This window comes from Anaeromicrobium sp. (assembly GCF_025210435.1).
In the GTDB taxonomy this organism is placed as follows: domain Bacteria; phylum Bacillota; class Clostridia; order Peptostreptococcales; family Thermotaleaceae; genus Anaeromicrobium.
Map to the genome: position 1 here is coordinate 99,707 of NZ_JAOART010000023.1, position 15,626 is coordinate 115,332.

Sequence of the window (15,626 nt, forward strand, 5' to 3'; positions counted from 1 at the left end):
TTTGGCAGAACAATTTTATACCATATTAACCCAAATTGGTAAGGCTAGAATAGCTAATGCCAATGCATTTGGAACCAAGATAGATTTAACAACATTAGTAGTTGGGGATAGTGGAGGTTCTTATTATGATCCTACAGAAGAAAGTGAGAATGTAAGAAATGAAGTTTGGCGTGGAAATATCAACTCAATAACTACAGATGAGGAAAATCCTAATTGGATAGTAATTACAACTGTTATTCCATCTGATATAGGTGGATTTATGATTAGAGAAGCTGCAATATTAGATGGTGAAGGAAATCTTATTGCCATTGGAAAGTATCCTGAAACATATAAGCCCAAAATACAAGATGGAAGTTCTAAGGATCTAATAATAAAGATGATATTAGAAGTTTCTAACTCATCTAGTGTAACATTAAAGATAGATCCTACAGTTATATTAGCTACTAAAAAAGACATTCAAGTTGTAGAAGATAATTTAGAAATTAAGGCAAAGCAAACACAAGATTTGATGAGAGCTTCAATACCTAGTGGGGTTATAGGTTTTAAGCAGTTAGAATTTACAATGGAACCTAACAAGATTATACTTCCAGCAGACACGTATCATATAAATGGAGAGATTATAAACTTACCTGGGCAGGACATAGTATTACCACTACCACCAGTTACAGGCGAGCGTGACGACTTCGTATTTTTAGAAGTTTACAAACAGAAAAACGCAAGCGGAAAAACTGAGATTAAGCACCGTATAAGGGTAGTTGAGGGGGTAGATTTCGATAAATACCCCGAGGGTTTCGTATCTAGCAATATTGTGTCGGGAAGTAGTTTAGTAATCAACCCGAAAATTACGGCACAGGGCGCAAATTCAGAGCCTATGGAGGTTGTAGATACAGGAGAGAGTCAAGCGTGGAACATACAGACTTTTGTCCACCAAGCTATGAGAAATTATTCGCAACGAATAGCAGGAGACGACGTAGGACTTTATGTAGCAGGACTAGGCGACCATGACAGTAAGACTATATTAGGCACGACCGACGGCTACGTGTATGCCGTACCACTGTTTCGCGTAAAACGCAGGAACACGGCGTCGTATAGTGATGTGAACCCAGGAGGGGCGCCAAACTTCATACCTGTAAGTGTCACAAGACCCGAAGAAGTAGCACCCAGCCAATCGTCACAGATAACAGTAAATAGTAATTACGACAAATTAGCTGTAGGCGACATATTAGAAACTATGGAAGGCTTAGACGTAATGAGGGTAGACCGCTTAGACGGTAATAACTTAATAACTGTAACTAACGTATATACGTCTACGATAGGGGCTATATCTCATGATTATAAAATAGGCGGAGCGCAAAGACCCGATAGTCTACACTGTGACGTAATAGACGAAAGGGACATTATAGACCTACGCCACAAAGTAAGCTTAACAGGAGTCAATTATAATCAACTCCTAGAGCAGAGTTTTGACAAATTACTACGCGGAGAACTTCAAACGAAGGATAAGAAGCAAATGCGTAAAACGTACCACGGTGTACGTAAGACTCCTAAAGACGCGAATACCGTGTTTTATGCGTCTTTAGATGGAACTACTACGGCGGAAGTAGGCGGCGCACCTACTGAAATAAATACTACAGAGGGAAGCGGCTACGCGCCAATGCCTACGGGATTAGGAGGTAAAGCAACTGTTAAATATGACCTAACAGATATAGACACAACAGAATTAACTATGGATATGTGGGTTAAAACACCACCTAATACAGATAGTAATGAACATATTTTTACTATCTATGCTAATGATGGAAATTGGTCTAATGAAAATATAATGAAAATGTACTTCGGTGGTCCGACTGGTACGGGTTATCTTAGATTTAGACCTTTTGGTATTACATGGGATATTAATATGTGTAAATACAAGTTTAACGAAATAATCCATATAAGGATTACCGTAAGCAATGATAAGTACACGGTATACGTTAATGGTGAATCCGTTTACGAAGGTATTGTCGCAAACATAAACGAAAAAACTATAAACAAACTGGAAATTACGTGTACTAGTGCAACTAAAGTTGCCGACTTCTCTATCTCAAACATAGACCGCGGTGCGGACTTCGCTACACTTCCACAGGACTTTATAAGCGGTCACGCGGATATTACGGCGGCGTTTAGCGGACAAAGAAACGTACATAGCGATGCACTAACTAGCCAACCTACAATAGGTATTGCTAGAGGTAGTGGTAGCGGTCACAGCTACGGAGTAACAGCTACACCTGGAACCTGGGCGGCTGGTGATACCGTGAAAGTCAAGGGGATGGCTGGCGAACTAATTTCGGGCGTGCTAGACAGTAATACGGCATTAGCTAGAATAGAGGAAATAGTAAGCAGTAACCAGGTCAGAGTAACCGACGTAGCTAAACTGGTTGTAGGCGATACTGTAGACGTAATAGGTAGCGACTTATCTAATGGCACGTCTATAGATACTACAATTATAGCTATAGACGGTGATGTAGTTACCGTAGATAATGTAGCGTTTGACGCCGCACATGTTGGATTTTACTTAATAGAGACAACAGCCAGTAATTCCAGTCCTATAGTAAGATACTCAAGCGCAGGAGTTTCATATATAGTAACTGGAACCTGGGCGGGACTAGGTACGAATGAGGCTACATTCACACTAGGAAGTAACGCGGGCCTAGTAAACGCGGACCTACAAGTAGGGTATGGCCTGAACATGGAATCAGGCCAGGCGGGTATACCTGTAGTGTATACCGAAACCCTACAGGGAGAGGTTAACGGTAAAAAACTTATACCTGGAGTAGTGGCAGTAATAGACGATTTTAAGGGCAAGGTAGAAGGAAGTATTGTAGAAAATCCTAACGTAATGAAGGCGAACTATGGACAAACTACCTTACAACCGCCTACGGGTACGTGGAATAGCGTAATAACAACGCCTGCATACGACTTAGTAACAACGCTAAACAATAACCTATTTACACTAGAAACAGCTCCGAACGGTGCTATACCACAACAAATGTTCTCCTTTAATTTAATCCGTATTGTGGAAGACAAATACGGGCCTATCCCTGCGGCGGATAAGGTAAAGTGGCTTAAAGACAACTTAAATAAAATAATCGTGACATACTACGGAAGGGCGGAAAACCCGACTGACAATATTATGTATGTATCCTGGTGGCAGGATGGTACTGACGACTGGGCAGCATTTCCACCAGGTTCGTCTTATGATACAGATACTACAAACGGAGTTACTAAATTTACAAGACCCTGCTATGCTACTAATTCCTGGTGGTCCGAGTGTATGGATATAAATGGGTTTGTCCACCTATTAGCTAGTACGAAGGCTTCCGACGGTGTTAAACCTAGTACGATTTACACGGACTACGTAAATATAGAAGTAGAATTAAAAGGTAAAACGGACTACGATATGTTAGTCCCAGAAAACCCACGCCGCGACGACGGAAAAGCTGGGGTACTCCTGGTAAGAAAAGAAACTAGGGAAATAGAGACATATTTCCCGGCCGAGGAGTCCGACGGCGTAATTACATGGGGGGACCACACGCCTTATGGTGGTTGTATAGATGGTAAAAGTATACTAGACGCAACCATAAGTGGTAAGGGCTTCAACGTATCGGGTGGTAACTTTATTACGTGCCTTAAAAATGTGTTTGTGTCTCCATTCTGTATAACGAATATTTCTAGGCTGGACCTACTACCCGTACATGCTAACTTAAAAGTATTTGATAACAGGGGAGCGCTGATACATTACGAAAACCCTATTATCAGTAATAGTGTGGGCGTTTACGCTATTCCAAATACTGTATATGGAGACTTTAGTACAAATAACAGCGTTAGGCCGCTAACCTTCTATGTACATGAAGATATAGCAAAAATTTATATGCAATCTGAATATGAAAGAGATTTACTGTATATGTCAACGGGCATATACGAAGTTAACGGGGAATTATACTTAGGGGTATCTACTAATAACGACCATATAACTAGGGAAACAGGCGAAAATGCTAGTTTTGACCTGTTTAAAATAGAAGGTAGACCACTAATAAAGGGGGTATAAACTTTTGAAAATACTAATAAACAGACAAACTGATAAGGTAGTAGGGGTAAATATTCCCCCTACTCCTTTTACTATAGCGTTAGAAATTCCCGACGACCTACAGGTAACGAAGGTCGTAGAGTACCAGGACGGGACTAAGCACAAGAAGAACGACCAGGACCAGCCACTATATAAGGATAACGTCGTAGTAGATCCCGAAACACAGGAGGAGACATACGACGAAGTGACAGAGAAGTCAAAAGCTGTAGAGTGGGAGGACAAGGACATAGTAGAGAAGCACGTAGGCGACGACGGGACCATAACCGAAGTAGATAGGGTTATACAGGTACCTACGAAATTCGAGGAACTGGACCCCGTAATAGTGCCTAATATGCTACATAAGTCCGTTAGATTAAAAGAGGAGCCTACGGAGTTTACCTTGGATGAAATTTTAAATGCTAAATATCTTGAAGTTCTGAATCAAACTGAAATGGATTATATTTTGGCAGACATCTTTTTATCAGAAGATGATATTGACTTGAAAGACGAAAGTCACAAGGCTAATACAGGAAAAGCTATTGTGCAGATCCTTCCACAAGGACAGGTAAAAACTAAGAACATTCAATTAGCTTCTGCAACAGATACTTTCAAACTGCTAGAGCTAAATGTAGATGATGGAATTGAAATATATATAGCTGGTAAAAAGTTCGTTGATGGGATAGTGGATTTATCTACTCCTATTGAGAGCTGCACAATTAAATTTTTAAATACAACAGACAAACCTAAAATGGCCTTTAGTTATGCCATAGGATATAAGGAGGTGATCTAAGTATGATTCAATTAAAAAGAACCAAACCCAAACCTATAAAGAAAGATTAAAAGCACCTAAAGTATAGGTGTTATTTTTATACTCAAATTTAAAAATGGAGGAACATAGATATGATTAATATTAGAGTGTATGATGGACAAATAACAAAGAATTTTAACATCAAAGAATTTAAATGCAGGGCTAATGGAGAAGTACTTCTAAATGAGGATGTTATTAGCCATATAGTAAGATTACAGAAATTTAGAGAATGGTATGGAAGGACCATGAAAATTAACTCTGGTTATAGAACTACTACTTACAATTCAAAAATAGGCGGAGCTCCAAAGAGTAAACATATGCAAGGAATAGCTACAGATTTTGCTTTACCTTTAAAAGAATTCAGTGGGTATTCACAGGACAGAAAAAATGAATTCTTGGATAATGTAAAGGAAAAATGGTATCAACTTTGTGAAGAAGATGGAGTACAAGGTGGAGTAGGATTTTATGATACGTTCATACATTTAGACAGTAGAACAGATAGGCAAGCATTTTGGAATATGAGAAATAAATAAAAATTGAAAGGGGTAATTGAGATGAATTATAAGAACATAATAAATAGCATTATGGCAGCTGGAGCTACAGGAGTAACACTTTTAATTGGAGGATGGGATAGTGTAATGAAAATATTAGCTATCCTTATTATTTTAGATTATGTTACTGGAATAATGAAGTCTGCAAAGGAAAAGAAATTAGATAGTTCTGTTGGGTTTAATGGACTACTAAAAAAGGCAGCGATATTCGTGGTTGTAATATTGGCTCACCAATTAGATTTAACAATACCACAAGAAGTACCTGTATTTAGAACAATGGTAGGCTATTTTTACATAGCTAACGAAGGAATAAGCATTACAGAAAACATAGCTATCTTAGGAGTGCCATTACCATCTGGTCTAGTAGGTGCATTAAAGAAATTAAAAGAAGAAAATAACAATGTAAACAATGAGGCAGATTTATAGATTATACATTTACACTTCTTAATTATAGCAGTTTAAGAATTAAGAAAATGGAAAAAATAAAAATGATGTTATGAATAGGAGGTTAAAAATGACTAAGCAAGAAATGATAGATCAATTAATTGAATGGAATCAAGATCCTGATGAACTAAAAGAGATGACTTATAAGGAACTAAAATCTTTTTATAAGGAAATGAAAGAAGAATTTTCGGATGATTATTTACTTTTTCCAAATGGTAGAGATCGAGATGCAGAAGATGAAGATGGTATATAAATTGGTATCAATGGTTAAATGAAAAAATGTACAGTATCTTAATATGTAATAAAATATTTTTAGAGGATTACTTAATACAGGGGCTCAGGCCCCTGATTTTTTAGTTTTTGGGTAAATACTATACTTAACTTAGGTGAATGAACTTATAAATAACTTATTGCAAATACATGTAATTATAAAAATGTTATAATATATATAAATTTTCCAGAATGTTGAATTAAATATAATACATAACTAGTAAGGGGGACTACACATGTCAAAGGAAAATCATAAAATATTTTCACTAGAAACAAAAGAGGATTTTATCATTTACCTGAGTGAACTTATAATATTGGTTCAGATGAAATTAACTATATTGAAAAGATATTTAGAACAGCTTGAGAAAGAAATAGAAATATGTGGTTTGGACCAGAATCATAATGTAAAAATATCACCGAATGTTTATCAGGAATATAGGGACAAATTGATGAATACGCAAAACTATTTACTGAATTTAGTTGGGGATGAAACAAAAACAGCTATGTCATATAAAAAGTTCAGGAAAATTTTAGAAAAGAAATCAAAATCTATAGGTATAGAATTTGATAAGTTGAAAGAAGAGTTGCAAGCTTTAATAATAAAGGCTAATGTGTCTAGAAATTGGAGCATGCATGTTCCAGAATCATTATTAAATGCACAAATGGAATATGACACTGAAGAAAGTGGAGAGGATATTAGAAAATTTATCTTAGATAATGTAAATCCAATAGGAATACCGCATTATGAATATTATGAAGGAAAATGGTTATTAGATTTATATGAAAATAGTAAGTTAAGTTATGAAGGCACTAGAATGATACATCAGCAAATGAAGAAAGATTATTCAAAATTAATTGGTGAAAGTGTGAGAATACTGCCAGTAATTAATGAAATTCGTACATTTAAACAAATAAATATTCCTAAAATATCTATGGATATGCAGCTACGTAAATACAAGAAAAAATAATTTTACATAATTATTTTTTCAATTTAAACAAACTTTTGTAGTCTGTTATTATGTAATAAACGTGTGATTAATGCAGGGGCTTGGGCTCCTGTATTTTTTAGTTTTTGGATAAAATTTGTCGAACGATTTTTAGGAGAAAATAGAAAATACTCCCTCGGATCTATTGTTTAAAAACAATAGATGTGGTATAATGTAATTAAGAAAGAGAGGTGAGAAAATGCTAGATGATATAGGAAAAGTCGTCCATATCATATTCGAAGTAGTCAGTACCATTGCCATAGTAATTGCACTACTTAGAAGAGATATAAACGACTAACACCAGGGGCTATAAAGCCCCAACTCTTAATATTATTATATCACATCTAGCGATAACTTATGAATAAAAAGATTATGCTAATAGGATTGTTGGTTATTCAAGCATTACATTTATTGACTCCATATAAAGTATTTGATGTACTATTCTATTTAGGAATTACATTATTAATACTTAATTTATTAAGAAAGAAATAGGGTGATAAGGTGAAAGATATAAAAGAAGTGCTGGGTAAACTCTCCATAGAAGAGCTTACTCAGCTGATAAAAGATGAAATATTAACTAGTAAAGAAGTCCAGGAAGAATTAGGTATAACACAACAAAGACTATCGTCAATGAATAAACCTGGAAAACTTCAACCAATTAAAAAAGGAATTTATTTGAAGCGTGAGGTATTATTAAGGAAAGAAGAGCAGGCAAATTTAAGGCAAAAATACCTTCATACTGAAGAATATAAAAAGTAGTATTAAAAAGTATATTCATGTGAGCCAAAGAAAAGTAGATGAAAATGGAGGTGAATTTATGTTTGATGTAGTGGAAATTCCATATGAAAAATTAGAAGAGCTAAAAGAGCAGGTAGAGTTAGAGTTGTTACCATATTTCTATAAAAAAGCTGGACTAATCTTTACAATTTCAAACCATGAAGGAAATATAGGAATAATCATTATTAGAGAATATAGTGATGGATTTCTTATTGAATACTTTGAAATAGTTAAAAATCAAAGAAATAAAAAATTAGGCAGAAAATTTATTTATGATTGTATACAAGATCTCAAAACCAATATTTATGTAGCTCCATTTCCTGAAAAAGAACGATTTTGGAAAAATTGTGGTTTTAAAAATTATAAAAATATATCACCAATGTTATGTTACAAATATGATAATGATAATTAATAATAACAAAAACATCTTATGATTTGTTTTTAGATAATATGCTATTTTTTATGCATTAAAAAATTGTTTAATAGGTGTAGTTAAAGGAAAAATAGGTCAAGGCAATAGAATTGAATGTTAGCTTTGAAAGAAATATTAAAATAGGAGGAGATTAGAATGGATATGAATAAAAAACTAACTACAGCTTTATGTATTCTTCTGATGTCAATTTCTATATTGTCAGGATGTGGAAATGACTCAATTAAAGATACAAACGCAGTTTTAAAATCAAATGAGGTTGCTGAAACTATTGCTTTAGATAAAGAGCAAATAAAAAATGAAGAAACTTTGATAGCAGAAGATTCACTTGAAGGAAATAAATTAATTGAAGTTGATGGTGGAAATCAATCAGGCCATAGAGAGCCTAACGTTGTTGTAGATATAGGATATGGTGATAGAGAATATTATGCTTACACGAATGAATATGGTCAATTGGTGAAAGTAACAGCTAAGAAAATTACTTTACAAGATGAATCTACTGAACCTGTTCTGTCAACTGGAAGGTATTACAGGGACGAAGCGAAAGTACCTGGGGTGGAAAGTAAAACTTTAGACGAAGGTCATGTAATAGCTGATTCTCTTGGTGGAGTATCAAATGCATACAACATAACTCCTCAAAATAGCACCCTTAATAGACATGGAGATCAAGCATATATGGAAAAAGCTATTAGAGATGCTGGAGGTTGTACAGATTTTGTTGCTGTTATAACTTACCCAAATGCAAATACTCAGATACCAAGTCATTATAGTTATACATACACTATAAAAGGAAATACTGTAAAGGATGGATTTGATAATGTCAATCCAGATGAAGTCAATGCAAAATTAGAAACAAATGCACCACCTGAGAACCAAACAAGTGAGATGAGTAAAGAACTAATGATTACTGAGCTGGATAAAAAAGCTGAATATATTGTAATTACAAATTCAGGCAGTAAATCAGTAGATCTTACAGGGTGGAAGATTATGTCAGTAAGAGGTAATCAGTCTTTTATATTTCCAAAATTCATTTTAGATTCAAATGCATCTGTAAAAGTTGGCGACTCCGCTAAAAACTCAGGTGTAGAATTCCATTGGCTAGATGGCAAAGGTACTTGGAACAATAGCAAAAGCGATCCTGCAGAGTTATATAACACTAAAGGTGAACTTGTTAATAGATTTGATGATTAATAGATTAAGTGAAAGGAGAATAGGTGCTATTTTCTATGCACTAAACGTGAGATTAATGCAGGGGCTTAGGTTCCTGCTCTTTTTTAGTTTTTGGATAAAAACCTAAATTAGAAAATGTAAATTAATGTATTCAAGTAAAGAATCATAAGTATAAAACTATAATTATGATATAATATGGATATATTTGACATGTGGATTGTAAATAGATGGAATCCTTTTTGCTTTTTTATAGAGAGTTATTACTGATAAAACTGTTTTTGGATGAAGTAAGTTTTCATAAGGAAAGCTTTTATTATAAGGAGGGCATAAAATGAATGATTTTAAAGGAGAACTATATAATATGTATCCAGCCATTGGTATAAAAGGTTATTGGGAAAATCAAGATGGATTGTATAGGATTAAAGAAATGGATGAGCTATGGATAAAAAATACAATAAATATGTTGAAAAATAAGAATGGAATTAATTTAACGTCACTTGAAAAGTGGATTAAAACTGACAGGGATTTCTTTAGTTCTACTCAATGTAAAAATCTTGAAAAAGCAATAGAATTAATTAGAACAAAAATTGAAGATTTAGAAGATCATTTAAATGCAGGTTTGTATAAAAAATAAATAATATTTAAGTAAAAATTTCTTGAGTATTATGTTAGACTTTTAGGTTTACTATAAGATTAAAAAAACTAAAAGCGTACAAAAAAAATAAAAAAAGGTATAAATTCGCTCTAAAACGTGCAGAATCTTTAGTAAAATGATACAATTAGTATTGAAACATATAACTTTTAAAGTTTGTATGTTTGATAATAAGGAGTGAATTTAATGTATATGCGTACTGAAATATTAAAGATAATTGAAGGAGGATTAGAAAAAAATCGTGATAAAGTACAAAGTTATGCATTATTATTTTCTGAAAAACTGAGAGAAGAAGGAGAAGATAAATTTGCAGACAGAATAAAAAAAATAATTGATAAAAAGTCTGTACATCCAGTATATCTAGATGAATTTCTTTCTAAACCAGTTGATCAAGACAGTCGATTGGATATGGTTGACGTCGCGATAGAAAGTAATAATCATAAAAAAATTGTCTTACCTGAAATTACAAAAGTAAAGGTTGACAACTACATAGAATCTTTGAAACACAGAAGTAAATTTATAGAATTAGGTATTAATTTACCAGAATCTTTGCTATTATATGGACCACCAGGTTGTGGGAAAACTAGTATAGCACATTACATAGCACAGCAAACGCAATTACCATTAGTAACAGCTAAATTAGATGGATTAGTATCATCTCTTTTAGGGAGTACTGCTAAAAATATTAGAAAAATTTTTGAATATGCAAATGAAAGGCCTTGTATTTTATTCTTAGATGAATTTGACGCAATAGCAAAGGCACGAAATGATGAACATGAAGTTGGTGAATTAAAAAGGGTAGTTAATAGCTTGCTTCAAAATATTGATACCTTTAATGAAAATAATATATTAATTGCTGCTACTAATCATGAAAAACTTCTTGATCCAGCAGTTTGGAGGAGATTTACTACTATTGTAGAAGTTCCAAAGCCTAGAGAAGCAGAAATTGTTGAACTTATTAAGCTTTATCTAGAAACAGTAAAATATGATTTTGATAAAGATAGAAAAAAAATGAATACATTAGCAGAACTTTTATTAGGATTTAACGCCTCAGATATAAAAACATTATGTTTTAATTCAATAAAGAAAAGCATAATATCTGAAGAAAAACAATTAACCTATGCTACAGTTTTGTATCAAATATATTTGCACAAGGGATTTAAGGAAGACGAAATTACACTAGTAAGTTTTTTGAATACAAATGGGGTATCTCAATCAGATATATCAAAGATTTTAGGACTTTCTCGTAGGCAAATAAGGAAAGTTTTAGATGATCAGGGGGAATAAAAGATGAAAGAAAAACATCTACCAATTAAAATTTTCGAAAAAAGACTTGAAGTTGATGAAAGGCAAACAGAAGGAGGTGGAAGTGATAAACCTCCTAAATGGGTATTGAAAGGAGAAGCATTAATTCATAAAGCCAAAATACTTAAAGAAGAACTTAGTGAAGCAAAAACACAAGTGGAGCAAAAAATGGAAAAATACAACAACGTACCTGCAATTCTTAAAGCAAAAATTGTTGAGGATGCATTAGCGAAATCACATCGTAAAGAAATATCTCAGCTATTTTATTCAAATCAAAAAAAAGATAGAATTATAGGGTTATCTAGAGATCAAGAATTAATAATAAGAATTGATGATGTTGCTGAACTTGAAGCGATTAATAAAAAATTATTACAAACACAAAAAAATGCAAAAGCAATTTCTGGTGTGGAGTCAATAGAATCATTTGAACCTATGATTGATACGTCTAAAACTGAGATTACGAAAAATGGGAAATTTATATTTAAAGTTAGACTACATGATTATAGTGATTATCATACTAATAAACAAGTGTTACGTACTTTTGAAAGGTTATTAGAAAGAAATAAATATCTCAAGTTGGATAAAACAGTAAAATATTCAGAAAAGCTGTATATTCATCAAATTACAGCAGATTCACTGGATGCACTAAATGATATAGATGACTTTAGCGGGATTTTATCCATTGAACCAATGCCATTATTAAAGGTGATAACAGATGATTTTTTTCTTGAGAATGTAGTTCAAGTCCCTGCACCAAATAAAGATGTTGAATATCCTGTAGTGGGTGTTTTAGATTCAGGAATAAGTGATATACCACAATTAAGACCATGGATTATAGGTAAACGTCATACCAATTATCCAACGCAAGTAATTGATCCGTCCCATGGAACTTTTGTTTCAGGAATTATTGGATTTGGAGATTTATTGGAAGGAAAAAGTTATACAGATGTTAATGGATGTAAATTATTTGATGCGGCAGTTTTTCCAAATCCTAGAAAAGAAGAAATCTCTGAAGCATATTTAGTAGATAATGTAAGGGAAGCTATAGATAAACATAGTGATACAATAAAAATTTGGAATATGTCTTTAGGAAGTGAATATGAAGTCAATAATGGGGATTTTACAGAATTTGGAATAGCGTTAGATAGTATTCAAGATGAAAATGAAGTGCTAATAATTAAATCAGCAGGTAACTGTAGGAATTTTTTAAACAATAAATGTGTAAGTAGAATTGCTAGAGGTGCAGACTCAGTTAGAGCATTGACTATAGGATCTATAGCACATTCTAAAATTAGTACCGATCTTGCTGATATCAATCATTTGTCTCCTTTTAGCAGAGTAGGACCGGGACCGGCAAATATTATAAAACCAGATCTTGTCCACTATGGAGGTAATTGTGGGGTTAATAGTGGACGCCCGATACCAAACGGTGTATGTTCATTTGACATTAATGGCAATCTAAGAAACACAATAGGAACAAGTTTCTCGACTCCAAGAGTATCAGCAATTGCTGCAGATCTAAATGATAAATTAAAAGAAGGTTTTGATCCAGTATTAATAAAAGCTTTACTTATACATTCGGCAAAATACCCGCAAGAAGTAGATTTAGATATAAGTGAAAAATTAAATCAATTAGGGTTTGGACTTCCAAGTTCGTCTTCTGGAATATTATATAATGACCCGTCGGAGATTACTCTAGTATTAAGAGAAAATCTAGTCAAAGGCGAATATATTGATATCTTAGATTTTCCTTTCCCTGAATCATTAGTAGATGATGATGGATATTATTATGGTCAAATAATCTTGACGGTAGTGAATACACCAATTCTTGCAGAAAATGAGGGAACTGAATATTGTCAATCAAATATTGACGTGAAATTGGGGACATATAACAACAAATGTCAAAGAGATACAACTAAAAAAACCATAAAAAATCCAATAGGCCGTGATGAGGGGTCATATAACTTGTTAAATACTAGTTGCTATAGTAAAAAGAAATCTAATATTAAACATAAAAATTTTGCTACTGCTGAAAAGATGTTAGTTCAATATGGAGATAAATTCTATCCAAATAAGAAATATGCTGTTGACTTATCTGAATTAACTCAAACGAACAAAGAAAAGTATATTCAAGCACCAAAAAAATGGTTCTTAAAGGTAACAGGTTTGTATCGTGAATTTGCAGAAAGAAAAGCTGAGATTGAAAGAAAAGAATTATCACAGGAATGTTGTATTATAGTAACTATTCGTGATCCATATAAGGCAGAACCTATTTATCGAGAGGTTACAAAATTATTAGAGAGAAATAATTTCTTGCACAGAGATATCAAACTTAAGCAAAATATTCATATTAATCTAAGAGGAAATCAAGAGGTTTAATAAAATATAATTTTTTATGTAGCAACTAAAATTACAACATATTATATGAAAGGAGATAGATATGAGCAATCCTAATGTAAATTTACTAGATAAGTTATTAGAAAAAGTATTACAAATATCAAAAGTTTCTTATGAACAAGAAGTTGATAGAAGTAAACAATTACTAGCTAAATCTGATTATCTTATTAAATACCTTTCAACAATATTTGTTTTTGTCAATATATTTTTACCTTTGGCATTTAAATATAATATTATAAATTTAAAAGTCTTGGCATTTATATATTTTGCTATTTCAGTACCTTTGATATTCAGTTTATTTTTATCAATTAAATCTCAAAGATTAAGGCTAGGAATGTTTTTTCCAACAGGTAAGTATCTCTTAGAAGAAATGAAACGAAACCAAGATAAATTTAATACTGAAATTAAGATGAAGAACAAAAGCATTCTTTATTATAGTACTTCAACAGAAACATTGCAGAAAACTAACGATGAAAGGGCAAAAAACCTTAAAGCAGCTTATACATCGTATTTTTCAAGTATTATTATTCTTGCAGTTGCAATATTCTCTATAATGATAATAGTTGCCTAAATAAGGGGGGATTTTATGCTACAACATACTAATGCTAGACCTGAGGGTCAGAATGATTCAGTAGATACTACTTTAGAGGATTTAATTTCTAATCTAGATACTAATAAGCCTACTGAAATGAGAACTGTTTGGGATGGATTTTCTATGGATGAAGATGTTGATTCACAAGAAAAAAAATAAAAGTAATAAAGCATTCAGAGATAATAAAAATTATATTGGGAGGTAATTACAAGGGAGTTAAATCAAAAGGATAAAGAAACTTTAGTTAGAGCAATAGCATTTTATTATGAAAATTATGTTTGGGAAGATTTGCTTTCAAAAGATAGTAGTGTAGCAAGCGACGAAGATTATAATTTAAGACATGTTGTTAATAAATTAAATCTTAAATGGCCAGCAGAAATTCAATATAGATTGTAATAACTAGAGTAGAGCCTACATAATATGGGTTTACAACGTTAATAGTGTGTTTAATACAGGGACTTAGATTCGTGCTCTTCTTCTATTTTGAATAAAATTTTAATATCAGGTCAATACTCCGTAAAAAGCTATAAGGGGAATGTTATGGTACAAAAATTAATCTTGCAAGAAATTGCCAAAATATTAGAGGATGAAAAAGAAACAAATGAATATATAACGTCATATCACATAACAGGTCAGCAATTAGAGAATATGACTAACAAGCTAAATGCACTACATAATCATAAAATAGAATTATACAAGCAGTTGCAAGAAGTAAAATATAATAATATCTTTTAATAAAAATATTAGACCAGGGAGACCTGGTCTTTTTGCATATAATCCAAGTATAAAGAAGGAATATCCAACTCATTATCTAATACATAATAGAGTACAAAAGATAAAAGGGGGAGCCATGGGGGTACGACATAAATTAAAAGAAATAAGAATGAAAGAATATATGATGAAGCAAAACGAGTTCGCTGAAAAAGTTTTAGAGATGGACTATCGGAAGTATAATAATTATGAAAATGGTACTACTCCATCTGGAGAAGCAATGCTCCATATAGCTAAAAAATTGAAAAGACCTGTTGAAGAGATATTTTACCTGGAAGATTAGCCAGGTATTTTTTTATGTAAAAAATCAAAAGTTTTGGAAAAAATACATATGGACATGCATTAATTCTAACTATTTTAATATACTT

General features: G+C 32.7%; 16 protein-coding genes. All 16 read left to right on the top strand.

Annotation, left to right across the window (positions count from 1 at the left end):
- Position 1: 1 nt before the first annotated feature.
- The 16 genes from N4A57_RS02815 to N4A57_RS02890 all read left to right on the top strand — a co-directional run bounded on the left by N4A57_RS02815 (position 2) and on the right by N4A57_RS02890 (position 15,541).
- Complete coding sequence (locus N4A57_RS02815; RefSeq protein WP_293655981.1) at positions 2-4,087, top strand: phage tail-collar fiber domain-containing protein; 4,086 nt, start codon at positions 2-4, stop codon at positions 4,085-4,087.
- 4 nt (positions 4,088-4,091) lie between these two features.
- Entirely contained in the window at positions 4,092-4,895 is an 804-nt protein-coding gene (locus N4A57_RS02820) for a hypothetical protein (RefSeq protein WP_293655982.1), read from the top strand.
- A gap of 110 nt (positions 4,896-5,005) precedes the next feature.
- Positions 5,006-5,446, top strand: a complete 441-nt coding sequence (locus N4A57_RS02825) for a YcbK family protein (RefSeq protein WP_293655984.1) — start codon at positions 5,006-5,008, stop codon at positions 5,444-5,446.
- 21 nt (positions 5,447-5,467) lie between these two features.
- On the top strand, positions 5,468-5,890 hold the full coding sequence (locus N4A57_RS02830; protein ID WP_293655985.1) for a phage holin family protein: 423 nt from the start codon (positions 5,468-5,470) through the stop codon (positions 5,888-5,890).
- A gap of 88 nt (positions 5,891-5,978) precedes the next feature.
- On the top strand, positions 5,979-6,161 hold the full coding sequence (locus N4A57_RS02835; protein WP_293655987.1) for a hypothetical protein: 183 nt from the start codon (positions 5,979-5,981) through the stop codon (positions 6,159-6,161).
- 253 nt (positions 6,162-6,414) lie between these two features.
- The gene (locus N4A57_RS02840) at positions 6,415-7,146 is read left to right on the top strand and encodes a hypothetical protein (protein WP_293655988.1); all 732 of its coding nucleotides are present in this window, start codon (positions 6,415-6,417) and stop codon (positions 7,144-7,146) included.
- Between the two features lie 519 nt (positions 7,147-7,665).
- Entirely contained in the window at positions 7,666-7,923 is a 258-nt protein-coding gene (locus N4A57_RS02845) for a DNA-binding protein (RefSeq protein ID WP_293655989.1), read from the top strand.
- Positions 7,924-7,981: 58 nt separating this feature from the next.
- On the top strand, positions 7,982-8,353 hold the full coding sequence (locus tag N4A57_RS02850) for a hypothetical protein (RefSeq protein WP_293655990.1): 372 nt from the start codon (positions 7,982-7,984) through the stop codon (positions 8,351-8,353).
- Positions 8,354-8,509: 156 nt separating this feature from the next.
- Positions 8,510-9,562, top strand: coding sequence for a lamin tail domain-containing protein (locus N4A57_RS02855; RefSeq protein ID WP_293655991.1), 1,053 nt, complete (start codon positions 8,510-8,512; stop codon positions 9,560-9,562).
- A 310-nt stretch (positions 9,563-9,872) separates the two neighbouring features.
- Entirely contained in the window at positions 9,873-10,175 is a 303-nt protein-coding gene (locus N4A57_RS02860; RefSeq protein ID WP_293655992.1) for a hypothetical protein, read from the top strand.
- Between the two features lie 204 nt (positions 10,176-10,379).
- A complete protein-coding gene (locus N4A57_RS02865; RefSeq protein ID WP_293655993.1) occupies positions 10,380-11,480 on the top strand; it encodes an AAA family ATPase in 1,101 nt (366 codons plus the stop codon).
- A 3-nt stretch (positions 11,481-11,483) separates the two neighbouring features.
- Entirely contained in the window at positions 11,484-13,877 is a 2,394-nt protein-coding gene (locus N4A57_RS02870) for a S8 family peptidase (RefSeq protein ID WP_293655994.1), read from the top strand.
- Between the two features lie 61 nt (positions 13,878-13,938).
- A complete protein-coding gene (locus N4A57_RS02875) occupies positions 13,939-14,466 on the top strand; it encodes a hypothetical protein (protein WP_293655995.1) in 528 nt (175 codons plus the stop codon).
- A gap of 15 nt (positions 14,467-14,481) precedes the next feature.
- On the top strand, positions 14,482-14,646 hold the full coding sequence (locus N4A57_RS02880) for a hypothetical protein (protein WP_293655996.1): 165 nt from the start codon (positions 14,482-14,484) through the stop codon (positions 14,644-14,646).
- Positions 14,647-15,027: 381 nt separating this feature from the next.
- Positions 15,028-15,222 carry a hypothetical protein gene (locus N4A57_RS02885; protein ID WP_293655998.1) on the top strand — a complete coding sequence of 65 codons (195 nt, stop codon included), beginning with the start codon at positions 15,028-15,030 and terminating at the stop codon, positions 15,220-15,222.
- 115 nt (positions 15,223-15,337) lie between these two features.
- Positions 15,338-15,541 (top strand): helix-turn-helix transcriptional regulator, encoded by a 204-nt coding sequence (locus N4A57_RS02890; RefSeq protein ID WP_293655999.1) that lies wholly within the window; start codon positions 15,338-15,340, stop codon positions 15,539-15,541.
- The last annotated feature ends 85 nt before the right edge of the window (positions 15,542-15,626 follow it).